This is a genomic window from Clostridium sp. (assembly GCF_017888565.1).
In the GTDB taxonomy this organism is placed as follows: Bacteria; Bacillota; Clostridia; order Clostridiales; family Clostridiaceae; genus Clostridium.
The window spans coordinates 176,927-197,768 of record NZ_JAGHFX010000058.1; the positions used below are offsets into that span (position 1 = coordinate 176,927).

Below are 20,842 nucleotides of genomic sequence, written 5' to 3' on the forward strand. Positions count from 1 at the left end.
AATAATACTTTTATAGAAATATGGAGGTGTTATTAATGATTAAAGATATATTAAATGAATTGATACTTAAAAATTCAGAAAATCTATCTCAACATAATTTTGAGAGAAATACAGTATTAGGAATGAATAGGGATTTAGATAAATTAAAAATAAATGATGATGTTTCTAATGAAGATATAATAGTTGATGAATATTCTTCAAAAATAACTAATGCTTATGTAGAACTTAAGGATGTTGTAGAAAATAAGGACAAATATGAAATTTCAAAAGATGATAAAAATAAGGTTGATTTAAATTCATTAACTTTAAATAAAAAATAATGTATTTAGAATAAAATTTAGATAGGATTCTAAGAAATTATATACTCTCTTTATAGTAGATAGTTTAAATAATAAAAACTAATACTATAGAGGGAGTTTTCTTGTTGCTTTAGTTTTTTATTTATAGTATATATAAGATTGCTTTGAATGGGAATAAGGTAATTGAATAAGTAACTCATATATGTCTAGTTTTCTTGTAAAGTAGAATTTAAAAATATTTTAAGATTAATTTAAGGTAGTAATGATATTATTTACTCAATGAAATTGTAGGAGGAAAATTTATGAGTAAAAAACTTATTGCTATATTATCAGTAATTTCTTTATGCATAGGAGTTACTGGATGCACAAATAAACAAGCGAATACCAATAAAACTTCCATAAGCAGTGAGAGTATAGAAAATATAAATGCTACTATCACTTTAGGAGATAATATATCTGTAGAAGGAAATGGTGCAGTTGTAGAAGGAAATAAAATTATAATAAATTCTGCAGGAACTTATAGTATTTCAGGAACCTTAAGTGATGGGCAAATAATAGTAAATGCTGGAGATGAAGATAATGTAGAACTTATATTAAATAGTGTTAATATAAGTTGCTCTAATAGTTCAGCAATATATGTTAAGAATTCTAAAAATACATATATAATTTTAGCTGATGGAACAGAAAATCAAGTAACAGATGGAGAAAATTATGTGTTTGAGGATGAAGCCAATAATGAACCAAATGCTGCAATTTTTAGTAAATCTGACTTGTTTATTAATGGTACAGGGTCTCTTATAGTAAATGCTAATTATAATAATGGAATAACAAGTAAAGATGATTTAGAAATAGGAGATGCTAATATATCAGTAACTTCTGTACATGATGGTATTAGAGGGAAAGATTCTATTACAATAGCAAGTGGAAATATAACTATAAATTCACAAGGGGATGGAATGAAATCTAATAACTCAGAAGATGCAGAAAGAGGATATGTATTAATTCAAGGCGGAACTATTAATATAACATCAGGTGAAGATGGAATACAAGCAGAAACAAATGCTACAATTACTGGAGGAGATATAACTATTAAATCAGGGGGAGGAAGTGAAAATAGCAGTAAAACTAGTAGTTCATGGGGAGCATGGGGAAATCCTAAAGGCTTTGGAACTCAAGAAACAACAGTAGTAGAAACTGAAACAGCAAGTGCTAAAGGAATAAAAGCTGTAGTAGGAATCAAAATTGATTCTGGAAATATAAATATTGATTCATCTGATGACTCAATACATTCTAATAGTAGTGTAGAAATTAATGGAGGAAGTATTAATGCTTCATCAGGTGATGACGGTATTCATGCAGATTCAGTTATAAATATAAAGGGTGGAGATATTAATATAACTAAATCTTATGAAGGGATAGAAGCTGAAACAATAAATATTAATGATGGAAATATAAAAGTAGTTGCAAGTGATGATGGTATTAATGCGGCAGGTGGAAATGATGGATCTTCAATGAATGGAAGACCAGGACAAAATAGTTTTGCTTCATCAGGAAATGGAACAATAAATCTTAATGGTGGAAGAGTAGTTATAGATGCAAGTGGCGATGGTATTGATGCTAATGGATCAATATATATGAAGGCTGGAACTGTTATAGTAAATGGACCTGAAAATAGCGGAAATGGATCTCTAGATTATGATGGAGAATTCAAAGTTTCAGGTGGAGTTTTAATAGCAGCAGGTGCATCAGGAATGGCTCAGTCAGTAAGTACAACATCAACACAAAATTCAGTTAATATATTTACAAGTTTATCAGCAAATACATTAATTCGTATTGAAGACAAAAGTGGAAATGAAGTTATAACATTTGCACCAAGTAAAAATGCACAATCAGTTGTTATATCTTCACAAAATATTAAAACAAATGAATCTTATAAGATTTATACAGGAGGAGAATCAACTGGAACATCAAGTGATGGATTGTATTCAGAAGGATCTTACTCAGGAGGAACTGAATTGGAAAGTTTCACAGCTTCTAGTGCAGTTACAACTGTAGGTCAAGAAACAGGAGGAGTTGGAGGACCAGGTGGAGGAAGAATGCCAGGTCAAGGTGGTGTTATGAGAGGGCAAGAAGGAATGCAACAAGGAGAAATGCCTGTAATGCCTTAATAATATAAAATGTTATTAAAGGATGTTATCTATAAGCAATTTAATTGCTTATAGGTAATATCCTTTCATTTATGATAATAAAGGAATAGTATAGAGGAAGTAGTTACTTAATTAAGAAATATAGTAACTACATAGTATAAATAATTATGAATTTTATTTTATAAAGAATACTATTGACAAAATAAATGATAGAGTATAATATTCTTTATATGAACATTGTTCAATTTAAAACTCAATATATAAAATATAGTTTAAATATAAAAATAGAAGTTTTTAAAATAAGTTATTAGCTTATTGCAATGGTATGTTTTTCATAATAAATAGATAAATATATTGTACATAGGATTTTAATACAAATGGCTTCTATGAAAATATATATTAATATTCCCACTTAAAAAAGTGGGAAAAAATATAACTCAATATGAACAAGATTCATATTATAAAGGAGGAATTTTCATGAAAATAAGAAAGGAAAAGCTATTAATCTTAGCAAGTATAGTATGGCTTATTGCAGGGTTCAATATATTACGAATTGGGTTTATAAGTTATGTTAGTTATATCACTTTCTTGAACTTAATTCTTTCAACATTGGTGTTTGTGTTTTTTTGGTTCATAGTTTTTAATAAACTAGTTACAAAGCATACAAATAGAATTCAAAACTATAAGGAAGAGATGCAGTTTGTTTTGAAATTTTTTGATATAAAATCATTTTGTATAATGGCTTTCATGATGACTTTTGGTATTGGGATAAGAGTTTTTAGTCTTGTTCCAGAAGTATTTATTGCTGTTTTCTATTCTGGTTTAGGTTGTGCATTATTTGGTGCTGGAATTCTATTTGGTTATAACTATTTTAAGCTTGAAAGAAAAATACATAAAGTATAAGGAGGAAAATTAAAATGCAAGCAATTATGGAAACAACATTTGATGTTGTATATTTAATTACAGTAGTTACTTTAGGGATCATAATGATTATGAAAAACAATGGGAAAAAACAATATCTTCTATTTGGGGTTATGGCAGTAACATTAGGAGTAGGAGACTCATTTCACTTAGTTCCAAGAGCAATTGCATTATGTACTACAGGACTTGAAAATTATACATTTGCATTAGGAATTGGTAAATTTATAACTTCAATAACAATGACTATATTTTATATACTACTTTATTATGTATGGCGTTTACGTTACAAAATTGAAGGGAAAAATGGAATAACATTAGCTATATACTTATTATCAATTACACGTATTATCTTATGTTTATTTCCGCAAAATGGTTGGACAAGCATAAATGCACCTTTAAGCTGGGGAATTTATAGAAATATACCTTTTGCTTTGTTAGGAATATTGATAATTATTCTATTTTATAAAAGTGCAAGAGAAAATAATGACAAAAGTTTTCGTTTTATGTGGTTAACTATTGTATTGAGTTTTGCATTTTATATTCCCGTAGTATTATTTGCGGATACTATTCCATTAGTAGGAATGTTGATGATTCCAAAAACTTGTGCATATGTTTGGACTGTATTAATAGGATTTAATAGTATGATTTCAAGGAGGTAGTTTTGTATGAAAAAGATATTAAATATTTCATTTATCTATTTTTTACTAGCAATGATAGGTGGAGTTTTTTATAGAGAGTTTACGAAAATTATAGGATTCACAGGGCAAACAACATTAGGATATATACATGTACATCTAATGGTACTAGGTTCAATACTATTTTTAATTATAGCTCTATTTTGTAGAGGTACAGAACTGATATATAACAAAACTTTTAAAAAATTCATGGTTATATATAATATTGGGCTTCCACTTATGGTATGTATGATGCTAATTAGAGGAATTATACAAGCATTAGAATTGCAAGTAACTAGTTCAATTAATGGAATGATTTCAGGAATTTCAGGAGTATCTCACATACTTGTAATGATAGCTTTATGGATGCTATTTACATCATTGAAGAAAGTATTAGTTAATGAGGAAAAGTAAAAATTATAAATTATAATTAAAATTGTACAGTTAATAGCAAGTTATAAAATGGTTAAGTTAAGATATTTGAGCAGTGAGGGGGAAGCCACTCACTGCTTTTATGTATAGTTCTAAAATAGAGGATTAAAATAATTATAATATGAGAAAGTTATTTATTGAAATTATTAATTAACTCAAGTGTCAATACACATTACAGTAATTTAAAAAAGTAAGAGAATCTTATTTTAAAATTTTTTTGTTTATGGATACCACAGACCACGTATAGAATTTTCTGAAGAAAACTATTTAGACTAAGAGTATTTATTATGGTTTAATAAATATAAAGAGAGGCTAACTTCCACTGTTAAGAGAGGAGTTGAAAGAGTAGAATATAAGTTTATTTGTAGTAAACTCAAAATTATAAATTTTAATTCCTTATAAATGGTTTAAAATCGTAATTTTTTATTTCTTCATGAAAAGATTTCTGATGGAATTTTAAGGGAATTACAAAAGGTAATATGGTATAATATAGGAAATAAGTTAATATGTGAAAAAGAAAGTAATAGTTACTTTTACTTTAATAGGAGGAACTTATGAAAAAAATTAAAGTTAAAGAAAATTCACTCAAAATTGCAATCATATACCTAATTGTCTTTGTTGTTTCTACTGTAATATTTATTTATGATCCATCTAATAGTGATCCTCTGCTTATTGTGGAAATATTACATCCAGGTTTTGCAACAAAACATTTGGTTATTTGTACCATTTTATTTTTGATATTAACTATATCATTTAAAGTAAAAAATAAGGCTTTAAATATATATTTTTTAGTTATGATGATTATGTGTATAACAATGTCTATGAGTTCAAAATTTTCGGGTTATCAGTTTGATATAGAAACTCCTTTTATATTGTGGATTACATATCCATTCGGCTATTATTTATCATTTTTGATTGAAATAAAAAAAATAACACAATATAGAATTGTAATAATATTATCTTATTTTATTATTTTAAGTATTCTGCATGTAATGTCAACTAAGTTTATTGATATTATTAAAAATAAACTTAATTGAATTAAGTAGATTCAACTCCTTATTACTATAGGAAGTTGAATAGTATTTTATAGTTTATATTACGTATAGATTATTATTAAGGTAAATACAACCATTTACGATCTGAAGAAGGTAGGCGGAGGATTTGGATTTGGAGTTAGTGGTGTAATTTTTGATCCTGTTATTGCAGTGCAAATAGCACTAGCAAATTCATCTTGTTTATTTTGTAACTTATAAGCATCGTGTTCATTATCAATAAATGCATTTTAAATTAGACAGCTGGCATCTTTGCTAATCTTAGAACTGCAAAATCGGCTTCTCTATGGCCCCTATTGTAAGTACCTAGATTGCTTGAAATAGAAGAACAAATATCTGCTGATAACCTCTTATTTTCAGCTGTGCTATTTGGATAAGTATAGCATTCAGTACCATAAGCACTACCACTTCCATCAAGAGCATTAGCATGGATTGATATGAAAAGGTCATCTCCCCAGCTATTAGCCATTTCGGCTCTTTCAGATAATCATACACTAGTGTCAGAGTATCTTGAATGAGAAACCTGAATTCCTTTAAAATATGGAATACCAAATAGAATATGTAAAAGACAATAATGATAGTAGCATCAGGGCTAGCGTTATGATCAACCTTACTAAAGAATATAAAAATTATATTAAGAATTAATAGAAGTACAGCACCTAAAGTACCTATAAATTTTAAGAATCTGATATAAACAACTTTCTAAATAGTAAGTAATATTTAAATATTATTTATTAGGGTATAAAAAGTAAAAGTTTTATTGACAATATTGATACTCGATATTAAACTTGTTATATAAGATAAAAATTTATTTTTTATGTTTTTAATATCGAGTATCGATGTTTGGAGGCGATTAAAGATGCCAAGAGAACAGTTTCAAAATTTAACTGAACCAATGTATTATATATTAATATCTTTAATAGAAGAAAGATGTGGCGTAGATATAATGGCATCAGTTGAAGAAATATCAAAGGGAAGAGTTAAGGTTGGACCAGGAACATTATATGCTTTACTTGGTAGATTTGAGAAGGAAGGAATCATTAGAGAAACTGAAGTTGTAGGAAGGAAAAGAAGCTACATAATAACGGATAAAGGATTAGAAATATTAAAAGATGAATATAATCGTTTAATCGTGTTAGTTAAAGATGGGAAATCTTTTTTAGGAGGATATAATAATGGTATTGGGAAATAAGAAGTGGGTTATATTTAATTTTTTGCCTTATGAGTATAAGAGTTTAGAAGAATATCTAGAAAAAATGGCATTAAAGGGATGGATATTAGAGAATATGATGGGTTTATTCCTAAAGTTTAAAAGAAGTAAGCCTAAAAGTTTAAAATATTCAGTTGATATAGTAGATAGTGTATCTTTTTTTGATGGCGAAAATAGTGATAGCTTATTAGAGTATAGGGAGTATTGTAAAGAAGCTGGATGGGAATTTGTTTGCGGAAGAGAAAAAATACAAGTTTATTGTAGTGAAATAGATCAAGAAAGAATAGATATTCATACAGATGAGGTTGAAAAGTTTAATACTATTCGTAAAGCATCATTAAAATATGTTAGCTTAAATTTTATAACTTTAGTATTTCTTTTATACTCACAATATATTATAACAATAGGAAGCTCAGATGGACATTTTTTAGCAAGTCCATTAAGTTTAGGAAGTCTTTTATTTGTTAGTATTTTCTCAATACATGAGATTATAGGATTAATAACATTTTTAATATTCAATATTAGAGGTAAATTATTAATAAGTAAAGGGAAAAAAATATCTTATAATTTTAAAGTTATTGCTTTAATTAAGAGAACCATTTATAAGTTATTATTTATTGTAACTGTTATAGCTTTTATATTTTATGGTATGAAATCTGATTTAGATTTTATTAAGATATGTGTTGCTTTTATCTTATTAATAACTTTATTAAATTATATAGTTAGATTTGTTAAAAATAAGAATTATAGAAATAAAAAGACTATAATTTCAAGTGTATATTTATTATTAACATTAGTAATATTTTTTATTATGACAAATATAATTTTTAGAAATATAGATACAAGAGATTATAAACTTGATTATGAAATGTTAGAAAAAGTAGCTACTTTAAAACTAGAGGATTTTAATGATATTGGAAAAGATGATTCATTATTTTATGTATTAGATAAATCTCCAGTAGCATTACATTTATTTTATAGCTGTGAAGGAGAAAATGATTATTTAAGTTATGATATTTTTGAAAGTAAATATAAATGGGCAGTGAAATATAACTTTGATAAGACAATACGATTTGCAAATAAAATAGATATAGAATATATAGAAAAAGAAACAAGTTTACCAAATGGCATAAAGGTTTATATGAATGAACGTGGACATCAATATATAATTATTTCACCTAATAGGATGATAGAGATATCAACAATTGAAGGAATAAGTGAAGATGAATTAATTAATATGGCTTATGAAAAATTATTTAGTAGTTAGTAAGGTAAGTAATAAAATATAGAGAAAAGAAGATAAATAAAATATGTGAAATAAGTATATATCAATCCTAGTACTTCTTTGTACAGCTATTTAACTTATGAAACATACTTTATTTATCTTTGCTTTTATAGTGATTTAGTTATAAACTTTTTCTTCAAAACCAGCAAAATTTAATGAAATGTTTAAATTACCGTTTTTGCATCTTAATTCATCTATGAATTTCTTTTGATTAGCGTCAAGTTTCATATGGATTATATAATGAATTTCAAATAGTGATCCAAAATCTCTAGTTTTAATAGTTTCAATATGCCATGAATTTGTGTATTTATTAAGGATATCATCAAAAATACCATCATAATTTAAGTCTTCAGGAATTGTGATTTTAAGCTTAGATGTTTTTGTTTTTGGCATAGCAAACTTTGTTGCATCTAATATTAAGGTTAAAGCACATAGTATTAATGTAAATATAAAAGCATATCCTATATAACCCATGCCACAAGTTAGACCAACAGCTAAAGTAAAAAATACATAAGTTATATCCTTTGGATCTCCAGGTGCACTTCTAAAACGAATAATTGAAAAAGCTCCAGCTAAGCTAAATGCTCTAGCAACATTATTTCCAACTAGAAGTATGATAATTGCAATTATAACAGGTAACATTATAAGAGTTATTGTAAATCCTGTTGCATATCCTTCTTTTTTATGTGTCTTCATATATGCAAGGCTTATAATTAAGCCAAGAACAATTGAAGATATTATAATAAATAGTGCGTTAAATAGTGTGAATGATTCTCCATTCGTTGATGTAATTATAGTTTCTAACATACATCTTTCCTCCCTGTATCATAGTTTTTATTTAAACAATATCTCATATATTCATTTCCATATTTAGAAAAGTGAGTATTGTATATCTCTAAATATGAAAGAATTTTAGTAAACCAAACTGGAATAGCACCTAGTATTTTTACTTCCATAAGGTAATGTTTTTTATCTAATAGTCTATCACCAAAACTACCAGCTTCAAGGAAGAGGTTATCACGTCTAGTTAGTATATTAGAATCAAAAGTTATTCTAAAATCATTATCATCCTTAGCAAAGAAAGCTTTCCTACTATAGCTTATATATACTGTTGGATGAACATCATGATTATTTAGATGATATTCTATTTCATTAAGAACTTGATTATTTAGATAATCAGAAGTCTTAGGTCTTTCCCCTAATTCTAAAAATCTATAAGCTTCATTTAGAGTTAAAGTGGCTCTACGTTTATTTACAATTCCATTAATTTTTTTCTTTAACTCAAGAAAAACTTTATCATCTTTACTAGTAGGTATACTGTAACTTCTTAATCTAAGTTTTTCTTTATAGTAAGGTTTATTAATAGAATGTCTAATTATTTGATTATCATCAGTATCATAATATATATTGTAAATACTGTAGTTCTGTCCAAATTTACAGAATTTATCTGGATCCATATATTTTGATAAAATCGGAATAAGTGCGTTATATTGATTTTCATTTAATATAAATTTCTTTTCATATCTTTGAAATGATTTTATTGCCATATAAATACCTCCCATAGAATTGATATCTTATGAGGTAATTATATAAAGCTAACCTTAAAGAAATCTTAAATTAGTAATTACTTTTGTTAGATTAATATATAATTAAATATGTGAAAATAATATTAATTATAAAACTGGAAATCTAAATATATATTTAAAGGGGTTGATTATAATAAGAGGTAAAAAGGTATATTTAATTTTATTAGCATTTCTTATATGTATCGTTTTAGGTTGGATTTTAATTAAAGAAAATGATAATAAAGTAGCTATAAGAGGATTAGTAACAGAAAAAAATCAAGAAGATAAAAGAGGTCAAATCTTAGTAGAAGGAAAGATTGAAGAAGATACAGAGTTTGATAAAGCAAGTGTTTCAATAAATACAAAGACGAAGATAATAAATCAAAAGAGTGATGAAAAATTAAAATTATCAGATATTAAAGTAGGAGATAAGGTAGAGGTAATAATAACAGGTCCAGTAAGGGAAAGTTATCCAGTTCAAGTTGATGCTAAGATTATAAGAATAAAGTAAATATAGATATAATCATAAAATTTAAATATAAGCATGTATTAGTTTTTAGTTTTAATAATTTCAGAATTAGTATGTGGTGTGGTTATAATTTATTTAATCTTAATTAATTTAATAAAATATTTTTTATTATTATAATATGATAGTTAATATATTGTTCAAGTAAAATATGAATTTTTAAATATATAATAATAACCCAATATTATTTGAAGATAAGTAAATAATATTACGGAAACGCAGGGGAGAGCAGTGAAAAATAAAATTAAAATATATCAAGGAGATACATTCACTAGTGAATCATTAAAAGGAAATCCAGCAGTAGTGTGTATTTTAGATGATGATATAAGTGATGAATTAATGAAAAATATTGCCCAGGAAATGAATTTATCAGAAACAGCATTTGTTAAACCATTAAAAAATTCTAATATAGATGAAGATAAGTTCAGATTTCCCGATAGATAAGCCTTTAGATTTTAATTTAACACAAGATATTTTAGATGCAATGGGAATAATAGTTTAATAAACAATCACTTTAAATAATTAATACTTTAAATGCACTTTTTATCATGTCAATTCACATATATGTGAATATACTATTGTATCTAATAGAATATTGATGATGTACAAGAAAATAATTCTTTAATTAACAGGAGGATAGAATTAATGAGAACTTTTTATGATGAATCTGAACTAGATACAGTTGGTGAAGGAGAATTTGTAAAAATGCATTTAGAGTTGGAAGAGGATCTAAAAAGAGAAATTGGAATATTTGAAGAAAAAGACAAAATTGATGAGAAAGAAGAAAAATGCTTAGAAGAATTTTCACATTCAATGTACACTCCACTTGAAGCAAATTGTAAATCTGAAATTCATATTAATCCACAAAATAAAATAATATATGTATGTCCTAGAACAGCCCAATATTTTTTAGCAAATTCATCAAAATGTTGTGGTCCAATTAATGTTAAATATATTGGACATGGATTTAACCAAAGATTTAAAAAGGTTGGAGGAGACCTAGGAACTTATTTTATCTTAAATTCAGGAATATTATTTATTCCGAATGAACGATTAAGACCTGGAGATATAGATGTATTACCTTTTGAAGCATTTGATGGGTGTAGTAAATTTAAATTTGATGTAGTGTTTACCTTTGATCCATGTAAATGCTGCCAAAAATAAATTAGAGATAAAATAGTTTAAGGGGCAAACAGACATCTTAATGAGTATTTAAGATGTCTGTTTTGTATAGAAATTATGATTTAAATCAATAAATAAAACTTTCTTAATAGTTTATTATATGAATGTTTAAAACATTAAGCATATTATAATATGTGTTTAATTTAAGATTCAAATGTATAGTATTAAATTAACTCTATATTAGGGGGATATGATTGTGGAAAGATTAGATTATAATGATTTTAATAAAGATAGAGAAAAAATAAATGGAGATTTATTTGAAAATATAAATAAAGAAGTACGAGAAATAAGAGAAAAATATGAAAATGATTTTTTAGATAGTAAAAGTGAATTTGAAAATCAATATGAAAATGAGTTTTGGAGTATTCTTGAAGAGGTAAATAAAGAAACATATGAGATTAAAGAAAAAAGTAAAGAAATAATACCAGATATAAAACAAACTCCACTGCAAGCAAACTGTAGATTAGAAATGCATATTGAATCTGAAAACAAAGTAATATATGTACGTCCATGTAGAGCTCAATATTTTTTACTATCATCATCAAAGTGTTATGAGAATGTTAATGTAAAATACATGGGAGCTAATTATAATGAAAAATTTAGTAAAATACATGGAGCTATCGGAAATTACTATATATTAAATGCAGGAATACTAGTGGTTCCAAAAAGAAGAATAAGACCTGGTGCAATTGATATATTACCTCTAGTTGCGTATTATGGAGATGATTGTTATAGATTTGAAGCTATATTTAATTATGTACCATATCAATGCTGGAATAGATAAAAATATGATAGATTTAGAAGTGAGATGAGCTGTATTTAATTTAACAGCTCATTTTAATTTATAATTAATTATTTCTTAATCAAAAAGTAATTATGAAAAGTAAGAGGTCTAATGTAAAATTAACTATATAAAGGAAATAACTTGAAGGAGTGTTGAGAGTGAAAAAGATGAGAGTAAATAGAAGAATAGTTTTTATATTAGGTTTAATAATTTTATTAGTAGTTGGAATTGTGGCATTTAATAATTTATATAAAAAAGATAATTATGACAATGAAGATATAAACATGACAGAAGAAGAAAAGGAAATTGTAAATAAAGTTATAGAATTGGCAGAAGAAAAAATAGGACTAGAATATGTATGGGGTGGAAAAGGTGAAATTATGACTGGAGAAAGGTTAGATGAACTTATAGGTTATTATGGAGAAGAATATTATCCATTAAAGAGAGAAACATACATAGGAAATCAAGCTTTTGACTGCTCTGGATTAACTTACTTTGCATATAGGGAAGTTACTGGAGTTGAAATTGGTTATTCAACTTTTGATCAAGAAGATATATTGCAAGGATATGAAGTTGATAAAGAAGGTATACAACCAGGAGATTTAGTTTTTACACCAGGACATGTAGTTTTATATAAGGGAAAAGGTGAAATGATAAATGCATATAACAAGTTACCCTATCCAATTGGAGGAGTTAAAAAAGGTAAGCTTTATTTAAGTGATGAAAGTGTAATATATAGACCAATCGATTATATAAATTCTTTAAAATAATAAAAGCTTAGGGAACTTTTTAGTCACTATACAACTCTTAGGTATATAGGTTAATATTTAAGTAGACAAGGTTTGGGGGGAAGAAGCTTGGAACTAGAAGTTAAGAAGGCTATAAATGGTGATAAAGAAGCTCTTTTAAAACTAATTATGAGTGAAAAAGATAACTACTATAAATTAGCTTATGCATATATGAAAAATGAGCATGATGCCTTAGATATATTGCAAGAAATGATAGTAGTTTTGTATAAAGAAATTCCAAAACTTAAAAAACTTGATTCATTTTATAGTTGGAGCAAGACAATACTTGTTAATTTATGTAAAAAGGAGTTATCTAAGAGAAAGAAATATGAAGAAGTTAATTTAGAGAATATATCAGAAGAAAATACTTTTAATGAATCAGAAAATAAAATTTATTTAAAGTCTCTTATAGAAAATTTAAATGACAATCAAAAAGAGGTTATTAGACTTAGATACTATTTAGATTATACTTATGAAGAAATTTCTGAAATTATGGAAATACCATTAGGAACTGTTAAATCTAGAATAAATAAAGGTATTAACAAAATAAGAAAAATTATAGGTGGTGATATAAATGATGGATTTAGATAAAGAATTAGATAACCTAAAGGAAAAGGATTTAAAAGCTCCACCACAATTTGAAGATTTAATGAAAGAAGCCTTAAAAGATGCAAAAAGAGAAAATAAAAAGAAACTAAATTTAAACAATAAATATATAAAAATAGCTTTAATATTTATTTCATTTATGTTCATTTTTAATTTAAGTACAGTTTCTGCAATGATAAAAAAGATAATTGGGTATGATGATTATTTTTTTTATAATAGCTACGTGAAAAAGCTTAATGACAAAGGAGAACTTCAAGAGGTTAATGAATCAGTAGAATTTAGTAACGGTAAAAAAATAACAATAGAAGCCGTTGTTTATGATAATAAGTATCTTTCAGTTTTTATGAGAGGAAGTTTTACTTATGCAGATAGATTTTTACCAACAGATAAGCCACCTGAAGAATATGATTCTATTAAACCTAAATCTGATATAAGAATTTTAGAGGGAAATTTTGCATCAGGTTCAAGTGCATTTAGTGAAAAAGACAAAAATGGAGATACATTAAGTGTATGGACATTTAAAATAGGAGAAAATAAAAATGATTTTACTATAGAAATTACGGAAGAAGGCGAAGTCAAGGAGGTAACTATAGATATAGATTCATCTAAGATAGTAAAGGTTAAAAATATAGTTCCTGAAAATAATGTAATTGAAATAGAGGGAGTAAGGTTTGTAGTAAATAATTTGAGAGTCAGCCCTTTAGCTATAAATCTAGATTACTCAGTAGTTTCTGATGATGAAGAAAAAATTAAGGCTATTCAAAAAAATGATGGTAATTTCTTTAATGAAGGCATAAATTTTAGTCCTAATATAGAAGGAAGAAATATTGAAAGAATGGGGGTAGTTGCATATGATGAAAAGGAAATATTAAGTAATGGAATTAGAATAGTTGAAAACTTTGTTTTAAAGGATTTAGCTATAGATAAATTTAATAAGGCTAAGATAGTTGTTGAAAGAGCTAATTTTAGTGAAGATTTAAATATTGATATTAAGAGTAATATTAAAGATACTTGGATAAATGATAATTTATTTATAGAAGAGTTAAAATATGATGAAAATAAGGAAGTAGTAGATATAGCTTATTGGAGCAAGTATAAGAAAATATGGTTTGAAAAATATTTACCTTACGAAATACTTCCTTATAATGGTATTATTTCTCTTGAACCATCTTCTAATAAAAGTAATATAAAAGATTATTTAGGTGAAGATTATAAAAAATTTATATTTATGAGAAGACAGCTATATATTGGAGAAGATGAAAAACTGTTTAGTAATAATAGATTCTTCGTTGCTAATAATAAAGCATTAAATATTAAGAAAAAAGATAGAAGCATAAAAGTTAAAATTAATTATTGATTAATTAAAAAGTTATAAGAATATTGACAATATTAAAAATAAGATTTATAATCCATATTAATAAGCATAACGAAGATTTATAAGTGATTATATTTCGGAGTATAAGATTATGAAAAGCTGTGATAAGAACAAGTAGTAGTTAGTAAGGCTTACAGAAAGTAACCGGTTGATGAGAGGTGCAAGATAAGCTAATTATGAATACATCTTTGAGCTTCACACCAAATGAAGCTTTAGCATAGGAAAATACAATTTAGAATGATAGTTATATTGATTTACTAAAATTTAATTTTAAAAACTCTATCAGAATTTTTTCGTTAATTCTACATTTTTCATTATGCGAAGCATTTAGTAGGCTGTGACGTATTCCTTGCACACGTTATAGTGCTAGAGTATTACCTAGATATTTTCTGGAGTACTTGAAAAGGTAGGCAATGTGAGTTGTCTATGAACCTAAGGTGGTAACACGAAGATTTATCTCTCGTCCTTTTGATATAAAGGGCGGGAGTTTTTTATTTTTGTATATGTGTTTTTTATAATAATTAATAAATGAAGCATATAAAAAGCGCCACTATTAGTTTAAATAGTTTTATTAATAGCCTTTCGTAAAGTTATTCTTATAGAACTTGCTTATATTTTAAATAATATAAGAGGAGTGTTTAAAAATGAAACAAACAATTGATGAGCAAATGAAAATTATCAAAAAGGGAGCAGATACAATAGTTAATGAGGAAGAGCTTAGAAAAAAATTAGAAAAAGCTGAAAAAAATAATAAACCATTAATTATTAAGTTAGGACTTGATCCAAGTGCACCAGATATACACCTTGGGCATGCCGTAGTTTTACGTAAAATTAAGCAAATGCAAGACTTAGGTCACAAGGCAGTAATTGTTATTGGAGACTTTACAGGAAAAATTGGAGATCCAACAGGAAAGGCAAAGGGAAGAAAGGCTTTAACTGATGAAGAAGTATTAAAAAATGCAGAAACTTATAAAACTCAAATTTTTAAAGTTTTAGATGAAAGTAAGACAGAGGTTCGTTTTAATAGTGAGTGGCTGTCAAAATTAAATTTTAATGATGTTTTGAAATTAGCAGCAACTACTACTGTAGCTCGTATGCTAGAAAGAGATGATTTTAAAAATAGATATAAAAATAATGTGCCAATAGGAGTTCATGAATTCTTTTATCCTTTAATGCAAGCTTACGATTCAATTGCTCTAAAAGCAGATATAGAACTTGGTGGTACTGATCAAACCTTTAATATTTTAATGGGAAGAACACTTCAAAAGACAATGGGAGAAGAAGAGCAAGTTGCAATGTTTATGCCTATTTTAGAAGGCTTAGATGGAATTGAAAAAATGAGTAAAAGTTTAGGGAACTACATTGGTGTAAACGAACCTGCAAATATTATGTTTAAAAAAGTAATGGAAGTTCCAGATAGTTTAATTATAAAATACTTTGAATTAGCTACAGATGAGCATCCAGATACAATAGATGAAATAAAAAGCAGATTAGATAGAGGTGAAAATCCTAGAGATATAAAATTAGAGCTTGCACAGATAATAACTAGCTTATATCATTGTGAAGATGAAGTGAAATCAGCAATTGAGTTTTATAATACAGCTTTTACCAAAAAAGAAATCCCAGATGATATACCTAATTTAAAAGTAGAAAGTAATAATTTGAAGGATATTGTTACAAATTTAGTAAGTGAGAAATACGTATCAAGTAAAAAAGAATTTACAAGACTTATTGAACAAGGTGGAGTTCAAATTAATGGAGAAAAAATAGATAGTTTAGATATAAATTTATCATCACAAGATGTAATAAAAATAGGAAAAAAGAAGTTTTTAAAACTTAAAATAAATGCTAAAAACTAATAAAAATAACCCTGCTTTATATTGCAGGGTTATTAAAAAACTTTCAAAGTATAGCTATTAATTTAGTAATCACATAACTAATATTATAACTACAATAAATATAGTAGTTATTTAATTAAAATCTTAAAACGAAAGCATAAATTATTTATTATGAGATAACTTTGATCTTTTTGTAAATTTCTTACCATTGGAATGAGCGCCTTTCTTTTTGCCATTTTCAATTCCAATTTCTGCACCAGATTCTGAATACATTTTTCTAAGTTCTGCATTTGATTTAGGACGATCTTTTCTTCTATTTTTGTTATTATCCATTTAAATTACCTCCTAAAGATAAGTTGTCTATATTAGTTTCCCACAATATAATTAAAAAATATTATTAAAATATAGCTTGAAATAGTATTTATTATTTCTATAGGGAGAAGTTGTATGTTTAAAAATTTAACTTAAAATTTAAACATATATAAACAGATAATTATATACATAAATTAGAATAAATGGTAAAATAAATTTAAAATTAAATAACTTGCTAGGGGTGCCTATATGGCTGAGAGATAAATTTATAAAGGGGGTAACGAAACGCGACATCCTTTGAATGATAATTTTATTAACCCTTATTACCTGAACTGGATAATGCCAGCGTAGGAAAGCTTAGAAATTATCAATTGTAAATTATGATATTGTTTTAAGAAATACTAAAAGCTATATTCCAGTAAGGGAATATAGCTTTTTATTTTATTAATTAGGAGGAATTAAAATGAGAAACTATAAAATAGCAACATTAACTATTGCAGGATCAGATTCTTCAGGAGGTGCAGGAATACAAGCAGATTTAAAAACATTTAGTGCTATTGGTACTTATGGAATGAGTTTTATTACAGCTATAACAGCTCAAAATACTCAAGGAGTATTTATGGTTGAGGATTTAAGTAAGGATATAATAAGAAAACAAATAGAGGTTGTAATGGATGATATAGAACCAAAAGCAATAAAAATAGGAATGGTTTCTAGTCCAGAAATTATAGATGAAATTGTTGAAACCTTAGAAAAATATGATACAAAGTATTTAGTTGTAGATCCAGTAATGATATCTAAAAGTGGATATAACTTATTAAAGCCAGAAGCAAAAAATGCCTTAGTTCAAAGGTTAATTCCTAAAGCATATATAATAACCCCGAATATATTAGAGGCTGAAGAGCTTACAGGAATGAAGATTTATACTATTGAGGATATGAGAGAAGCTGGAGAAAAAATACTAACTCTTGGACCAAATTATGTATTGATGAAAGGTGGGCATTTAGAAGGTGAAGCAGCTGACATTTTGATTGGAGGAAATTTATTTAAAGTTTATAAATCTGAAAGATTAAATAGAAAAAATACTCATGGTACTGGGTGCACATTATCATCAGCAATTACAGCATATTTAGCACTTGGATATGATATAGAAAAATCTGTAGAACTTAGCAAAGAGTATATTACTAATGCTATTAAAAATAGCTTTGATATTGGTAAGGGTGTAGGTCCAGTACATCATTTTTATAAATTTAAGTAATAGATAAGAGGTGGTAAAATGTATAATTTAATAAATAAAGTTAAAGAAAAAAATCCATTAATTCTTCATTATACAAATGAAGTCACAATAAATGATTGTGCAAACATAACATTAGCATTAGGAGCAAGTCCTTTAATGAGTTATAGTTATGAAGAATTAGAAGAGATAGTTAGTATAGCTAGTGCAGTAGTTATAAATATAGGAACTATGAAATCTACCAATGTTGAATTATTTTTAAAGGCAGGTAAAATGGCAAATAAATATAATAAGCCTGTTATATTGGATCCAGTTGGAGTTTTTGCAACAAAAGAAAGAACTAAGTTAACGAATAAACTAATAAATGAAGTAAAGTTTGATGTTATAAAAGGAAATATTGCAGAAATTAAGTTTATAGCAGGCTTTGAAGGGAATGGACAAGGAGTAGATTCTTATGATAATGGAGAAGATATATCAATATTAATAAGAGATATAGCACGAAAGATGAATACAATTATTGTAGCAACAGGAAAAGTTGATTTTGTAAGTGATGGCGAAAAAGTTATAAAAATTGAAAATGGAAGTAAAAAGTTAAAAGGCATAACAGGAACTGGATGCATGACAGGAAGCTTGATAGCTTCATATTTAGGCGCATGTGGAAGTAATATTGAGTCAGTAGCAATGGGAGTGATTTCAATGGGGCTTTCAGGTGAATTAGCAGATAAAGATGATATAGGAATAGGAAGTTTTAAGGTTGAGTTAATGAATAATATTTATAAGTTAACAGAAGAAACACTTAGAAATTTTGCAAAAGTAAATATAAAATAAAAAGGAAGTAAGAAAATAATGAATGATTTAAAGCTTTATTTAGTAACAGACTCAGATATTCTAAAAGATAGAGATTTTTATAAATCAATAGAAGATGCCATTAAAGGTGGCGCGACTATGATTCAATTAAGAGAAAAAGAATCTCTTGGAGGAGAATTTTTAGAGAAAGCATTAAAACTTAGAGAAATAACTAGAAAGTATAATGTGAAATTTATTATAAATGACAGAGTAGACATTGCTTTATTATGCGATGCTGATGGAGTTCATGTTGGGCAAGATGATTTGCCAGCAGATAAAGTTAGAAAATTAATAGGTAAGGAGAAAATACTTGGAGTATCAGCAAGGTCTTTAGAAGAAGCAATAAAAGCAAAGGAAATGGGTGCTGATTACTTGGGAGTTGGATCAATGTTTACAACTAGAACAAAATTAGATGCAAAAGATGTAAGTATGGAAACTTTAAAAGAAATAAAAAGAAATGTTAATCTACCTATAGTTGTTATAGGTGGATTGTCAATAGACAATATAGAAAGTTTTAATGGATATGACATAGATGGATATGCTGTTGTATCAGCGATCTTAGGCAAAGATGACATAGAAAAAGAATCTAAAATATGGATTGATAAAATAAATTCAATTATATAAACAATCAATATTTTTATTAAGATACCTGTTTAAATCATATTCAAGAAATAAGCATAATCATCTTTTTAAATTTTAAATAAAAGTCATTAGAAAAAAGTTAATGGTATGTATTATGAAAATAAATATGATAATATATTATATATACTTTGATTAAATACTATAATACCTAAAAGTAATAGTATATTAAACAGTTTTTAAGAAGAAGCTCTAAATTGAAAGTATATATTATTTGATTTCTTATTTAGGTTACTGAGATACTAATTTTAATTATATAATCTCAATTACTTGGGATTTTATTAAAATATTATTTTTATTGTAACTTATATTATAGTCATTTAAACTGGGGGTATCATATGAAGTTTGATATTTATAAAATTGCTGATAACTATAAATTAACAGAAACAGAAAGACAAGTACTTGAATATATATTAAAAAATATTGATAATGTTTTAGATAAAGGAGTAAGGGAAGTTGCACAAGCTAATTATACTTCTGCAACTACAATAATTAAATTATCAAAAAAGCTAGGATACACTGGATATGTAGATATGCTGTATAGATTGAATTTTATAATAAAGAATAATGAAAAGAATCAGGAACGTACGTCTGATATAACTAGTTTTATTGATGAAATAGATAAAAATATAATAGATTCCTTTATTGATAATCTTATAAAGCATAGACAACATATAATTTATATTACAGGTACAGGATTTTCATCGCCAATTGTAGATTTTTTTTGTAGGAAGATGCTTGTATTAGGTTTTAAATGCATAAAGACAAATTCCTATGGCGTATATGACAATAATCAAATAGGTGGAGCTTTAGTAATAGGTATATCAAAAAGTGGAGAAACAGGAAGTGTAACAAAGGTTATAGATTATGCGGCAAAAAATAATTTAGATATAATAACCTTTACTGGCAGGCCTAATAGTCATATGGCAAAACAATCAACAATACATTTTTCGATATTGGATGATAAAGAGTTAGATGATAGAAATATTACAGCTAATTACTTTTATGCACGAGTAATGATTGTGATGGAATACTTATTAGATAAGGTAATGAATAGTTTATAAAATTCTTAAGAAACTACCATAGAAAAGTTTTTTGGTAGTTTCTTTTTTATACCTTTTATTCAT

The 20,842-nt window shown here is 26.4% G+C and carries 23 protein-coding genes, 1 pseudogene and 1 riboswitch; of the genes and pseudogenes, 20 read left to right on the forward strand and 4 right to left on the reverse strand.

Annotated elements, in window-relative coordinates; genetic code table 11:
* The first annotated feature begins 35 nt into the window (after nucleotides 1-35).
* The 6 genes from J7M87_RS11425 (at nucleotide 36) to J7M87_RS11450 (ending at nucleotide 5,510) form a co-directional block, all read left to right on the forward strand.
* The gene (locus J7M87_RS11425; RefSeq protein WP_291651178.1) at nucleotides 36-320 is read left to right on the forward strand and encodes a hypothetical protein; all 285 of its coding nucleotides are present in this window, start codon (nucleotides 36-38) and stop codon (nucleotides 318-320) included.
* A 281-nt stretch (nucleotides 321-601) separates the two neighbouring features.
* Nucleotides 602-2,467 carry a carbohydrate-binding domain-containing protein gene (locus J7M87_RS11430; RefSeq protein WP_291651179.1) on the forward strand — a complete coding sequence of 622 codons (1,866 nt, stop codon included), beginning with the start codon at nucleotides 602-604 and terminating at the stop codon, nucleotides 2,465-2,467.
* Between the two features lie 456 nt (nucleotides 2,468-2,923).
* Nucleotides 2,924-3,349, forward strand: a complete 426-nt coding sequence (locus tag J7M87_RS11435; protein ID WP_291651180.1) for a hypothetical protein — start codon at nucleotides 2,924-2,926, stop codon at nucleotides 3,347-3,349.
* A gap of 14 nt (nucleotides 3,350-3,363) precedes the next feature.
* On the forward strand, nucleotides 3,364-4,026 hold the full coding sequence (locus tag J7M87_RS11440) for a hypothetical protein (RefSeq protein WP_291651181.1): 663 nt from the start codon (nucleotides 3,364-3,366) through the stop codon (nucleotides 4,024-4,026).
* Nucleotides 4,027-4,032: 6 nt separating this feature from the next.
* The gene (locus tag J7M87_RS11445) at nucleotides 4,033-4,455 is read left to right on the forward strand and encodes a DUF2871 domain-containing protein (protein ID WP_291651182.1); all 423 of its coding nucleotides are present in this window, start codon (nucleotides 4,033-4,035) and stop codon (nucleotides 4,453-4,455) included.
* A gap of 572 nt (nucleotides 4,456-5,027) precedes the next feature.
* On the forward strand, nucleotides 5,028-5,510 hold the full coding sequence (locus J7M87_RS11450) for a hypothetical protein (RefSeq protein ID WP_291651183.1): 483 nt from the start codon (nucleotides 5,028-5,030) through the stop codon (nucleotides 5,508-5,510).
* A gap of 250 nt (nucleotides 5,511-5,760) precedes the next feature.
* On the opposite strand, the pseudogene J7M87_RS11455 reads toward J7M87_RS11450, so the two are convergent.
* Nucleotides 5,761-6,000, reverse strand: a pseudogene (locus J7M87_RS11455) (N-acetylmuramoyl-L-alanine amidase); the annotation flags it as partial.
* Between the two features lie 384 nt (nucleotides 6,001-6,384).
* Here J7M87_RS11455 and J7M87_RS11460 point away from each other — a divergent pair.
* Together J7M87_RS11460 and J7M87_RS11465 are read left to right on the forward strand one after the other, a co-directional pair.
* Complete coding sequence (locus tag J7M87_RS11460; protein WP_291651184.1) at nucleotides 6,385-6,717, forward strand: PadR family transcriptional regulator; 333 nt, start codon at nucleotides 6,385-6,387, stop codon at nucleotides 6,715-6,717.
* Nucleotides 6,701-8,002, forward strand: coding sequence for a DUF2812 domain-containing protein (locus J7M87_RS11465; RefSeq protein WP_291651185.1), 1,302 nt, complete (start codon nucleotides 6,701-6,703; stop codon nucleotides 8,000-8,002). The genes J7M87_RS11460 and J7M87_RS11465 overlap by 17 nt, the downstream gene beginning before the upstream one ends.
* Before the next feature lie 135 nt (nucleotides 8,003-8,137).
* On the opposite strand, the gene J7M87_RS11470 is transcribed toward J7M87_RS11465, so the two are convergent.
* A complete protein-coding gene (locus tag J7M87_RS11470; protein ID WP_291651186.1) occupies nucleotides 8,138-8,827 on the reverse strand; it encodes a DUF4956 domain-containing protein in 690 nt (229 codons plus the stop codon).
* Nucleotides 8,821-9,567 (reverse strand): polyphosphate polymerase domain-containing protein, encoded by a 747-nt coding sequence (locus tag J7M87_RS11475; protein ID WP_291651187.1) that lies wholly within the window; start codon nucleotides 9,565-9,567, stop codon nucleotides 8,821-8,823. Before J7M87_RS11475 ends, J7M87_RS11470 begins: the two co-directional genes overlap by 7 nt.
* 163 nt (nucleotides 9,568-9,730) lie before the next feature.
* On the opposite strand from J7M87_RS11475, the gene J7M87_RS11480 reads away from it, so the two are divergent.
* The 8 genes from J7M87_RS11480 (at nucleotide 9,731) to tyrS (ending at nucleotide 16,705) form a co-directional block, all read left to right on the forward strand.
* Nucleotides 9,731-10,096 carry a DUF3221 domain-containing protein gene (locus tag J7M87_RS11480; protein ID WP_291651188.1) on the forward strand — a complete coding sequence of 122 codons (366 nt, stop codon included), beginning with the start codon at nucleotides 9,731-9,733 and terminating at the stop codon, nucleotides 10,094-10,096.
* Nucleotides 10,097-10,342: 246 nt separating this feature from the next.
* Entirely contained in the window at nucleotides 10,343-10,555 is a 213-nt protein-coding gene (locus J7M87_RS11485) for a PhzF family phenazine biosynthesis protein (RefSeq protein WP_365845378.1), read from the forward strand.
* A gap of 201 nt (nucleotides 10,556-10,756) precedes the next feature.
* Entirely contained in the window at nucleotides 10,757-11,275 is a 519-nt protein-coding gene (locus J7M87_RS11490; protein ID WP_291651189.1) for a hypothetical protein, read from the forward strand.
* Nucleotides 11,276-11,489: 214 nt separating this feature from the next.
* The gene (locus J7M87_RS11495; RefSeq protein ID WP_291651190.1) at nucleotides 11,490-12,077 is read left to right on the forward strand and encodes a hypothetical protein; all 588 of its coding nucleotides are present in this window, start codon (nucleotides 11,490-11,492) and stop codon (nucleotides 12,075-12,077) included.
* Nucleotides 12,078-12,244: 167 nt separating this feature from the next.
* The gene (locus J7M87_RS11500) at nucleotides 12,245-12,847 is read left to right on the forward strand and encodes an NlpC/P60 family protein (protein WP_291651351.1); all 603 of its coding nucleotides are present in this window, start codon (nucleotides 12,245-12,247) and stop codon (nucleotides 12,845-12,847) included.
* A gap of 87 nt (nucleotides 12,848-12,934) precedes the next feature.
* Nucleotides 12,935-13,456 carry an RNA polymerase sigma factor gene (locus J7M87_RS11505; protein ID WP_291651191.1) on the forward strand — a complete coding sequence of 174 codons (522 nt, stop codon included), beginning with the start codon at nucleotides 12,935-12,937 and terminating at the stop codon, nucleotides 13,454-13,456.
* The gene (locus tag J7M87_RS11510) at nucleotides 13,440-14,828 is read left to right on the forward strand and encodes a DUF4179 domain-containing protein (protein ID WP_291651192.1); all 1,389 of its coding nucleotides are present in this window, start codon (nucleotides 13,440-13,442) and stop codon (nucleotides 14,826-14,828) included. Before J7M87_RS11505 ends, J7M87_RS11510 begins: the two co-directional genes overlap by 17 nt.
* Nucleotides 14,829-15,490: 662 nt before the next feature.
* On the forward strand, nucleotides 15,491-16,705 hold the full coding sequence (tyrS, locus tag J7M87_RS11515; RefSeq protein WP_291651193.1) for a tyrosine--tRNA ligase: 1,215 nt from the start codon (nucleotides 15,491-15,493) through the stop codon (nucleotides 16,703-16,705).
* Between the two features lie 141 nt (nucleotides 16,706-16,846).
* On the opposite strand, the gene J7M87_RS11520 is transcribed toward tyrS, so the two are convergent.
* The gene (locus J7M87_RS11520; RefSeq protein ID WP_008679883.1) at nucleotides 16,847-17,017 is read right to left on the reverse strand and encodes a hypothetical protein; all 171 of its coding nucleotides are present in this window, start codon (nucleotides 17,015-17,017) and stop codon (nucleotides 16,847-16,849) included.
* A gap of 206 nt (nucleotides 17,018-17,223) precedes the next feature.
* Nucleotides 17,224-17,367: riboswitch (TPP riboswitch) on the forward strand.
* Nucleotides 17,368-17,459: 92 nt separating this feature from the next.
* On the opposite strand from J7M87_RS11520, the gene thiD reads away from it, so the two are divergent.
* The 4 genes from thiD (at nucleotide 17,460) to J7M87_RS11540 (ending at nucleotide 20,779) form a co-directional block, all read left to right on the forward strand.
* Nucleotides 17,460-18,254 carry a bifunctional hydroxymethylpyrimidine kinase/phosphomethylpyrimidine kinase gene (gene thiD, locus J7M87_RS11525; protein WP_291651194.1) on the forward strand — a complete coding sequence of 265 codons (795 nt, stop codon included), beginning with the start codon at nucleotides 17,460-17,462 and terminating at the stop codon, nucleotides 18,252-18,254.
* A gap of 18 nt (nucleotides 18,255-18,272) precedes the next feature.
* Nucleotides 18,273-19,058, forward strand: a complete 786-nt coding sequence (thiM, locus tag J7M87_RS11530; protein ID WP_291651195.1) for a hydroxyethylthiazole kinase — start codon at nucleotides 18,273-18,275, stop codon at nucleotides 19,056-19,058.
* Between the two features lie 15 nt (nucleotides 19,059-19,073).
* A complete protein-coding gene (thiE, locus tag J7M87_RS11535; RefSeq protein WP_291651352.1) occupies nucleotides 19,074-19,700 on the forward strand; it encodes a thiamine phosphate synthase in 627 nt (208 codons plus the stop codon).
* Between the two features lie 353 nt (nucleotides 19,701-20,053).
* A complete protein-coding gene (locus J7M87_RS11540) occupies nucleotides 20,054-20,779 on the forward strand; it encodes a MurR/RpiR family transcriptional regulator (protein ID WP_291651196.1) in 726 nt (241 codons plus the stop codon).
* Nucleotides 20,780-20,842 lie beyond the last annotated feature (63 nt).

Bases quoted from the DNA above. Each gene is read 5' to 3' on its own strand.
- J7M87_RS11425 (WP_291651178.1), top strand. From the start codon at position 36: ATGATTAAAGATATATTAAATGAATTGATACTTAAAAATTCAGAAAAT.
- thiM (WP_291651195.1), top strand. From the start codon at position 18,273: ATGTATAATTTAATAAATAAAGTTAAAGAAAAAAATCCATTAATTCTT.
- J7M87_RS11490 (WP_291651189.1), top strand. From the start codon at position 10,757: ATGAGAACTTTTTATGATGAATCTGAACTAGATACAGTTGGTGAAGGA.
- J7M87_RS11435 (WP_291651180.1), top strand. From the start codon at position 2,924: ATGAAAATAAGAAAGGAAAAGCTATTAATCTTAGCAAGTATAGTATGG.
- J7M87_RS11460 (WP_291651184.1), top strand. From the start codon at position 6,385: ATGCCAAGAGAACAGTTTCAAAATTTAACTGAACCAATGTATTATATA.
- J7M87_RS11465 (WP_291651185.1), top strand. From the start codon at position 6,701: ATGGTATTGGGAAATAAGAAGTGGGTTATATTTAATTTTTTGCCTTAT.
- J7M87_RS11540 (WP_291651196.1), top strand. From the start codon at position 20,054: ATGAAGTTTGATATTTATAAAATTGCTGATAACTATAAATTAACAGAA.
- J7M87_RS11445 (WP_291651182.1), top strand. From the start codon at position 4,033: ATGAAAAAGATATTAAATATTTCATTTATCTATTTTTTACTAGCAATG.
- J7M87_RS11440 (WP_291651181.1), top strand. From the start codon at position 3,364: ATGCAAGCAATTATGGAAACAACATTTGATGTTGTATATTTAATTACA.
- J7M87_RS11430 (WP_291651179.1), top strand. From the start codon at position 602: ATGAGTAAAAAACTTATTGCTATATTATCAGTAATTTCTTTATGCATA.
- J7M87_RS11510 (WP_291651192.1), top strand. From the start codon at position 13,440: ATGATGGATTTAGATAAAGAATTAGATAACCTAAAGGAAAAGGATTTA.
- thiD (WP_291651194.1), top strand. From the start codon at position 17,460: ATGAGAAACTATAAAATAGCAACATTAACTATTGCAGGATCAGATTCT.
- J7M87_RS11500 (WP_291651351.1), top strand. From the start codon at position 12,245: ATGAGAGTAAATAGAAGAATAGTTTTTATATTAGGTTTAATAATTTTA.
- tyrS (WP_291651193.1), top strand. From the start codon at position 15,491: ATGAAACAAACAATTGATGAGCAAATGAAAATTATCAAAAAGGGAGCA.
- J7M87_RS11520 (WP_008679883.1), bottom strand. From the start codon at position 17,017: ATGGATAATAACAAAAATAGAAGAAAAGATCGTCCTAAATCAAATGCA.
- J7M87_RS11475 (WP_291651187.1), bottom strand. From the start codon at position 9,567: ATGGCAATAAAATCATTTCAAAGATATGAAAAGAAATTTATATTAAAT.
- J7M87_RS11470 (WP_291651186.1), bottom strand. From the start codon at position 8,827: ATGTTAGAAACTATAATTACATCAACGAATGGAGAATCATTCACACTA.
- J7M87_RS11450 (WP_291651183.1), top strand. From the start codon at position 5,028: ATGAAAAAAATTAAAGTTAAAGAAAATTCACTCAAAATTGCAATCATA.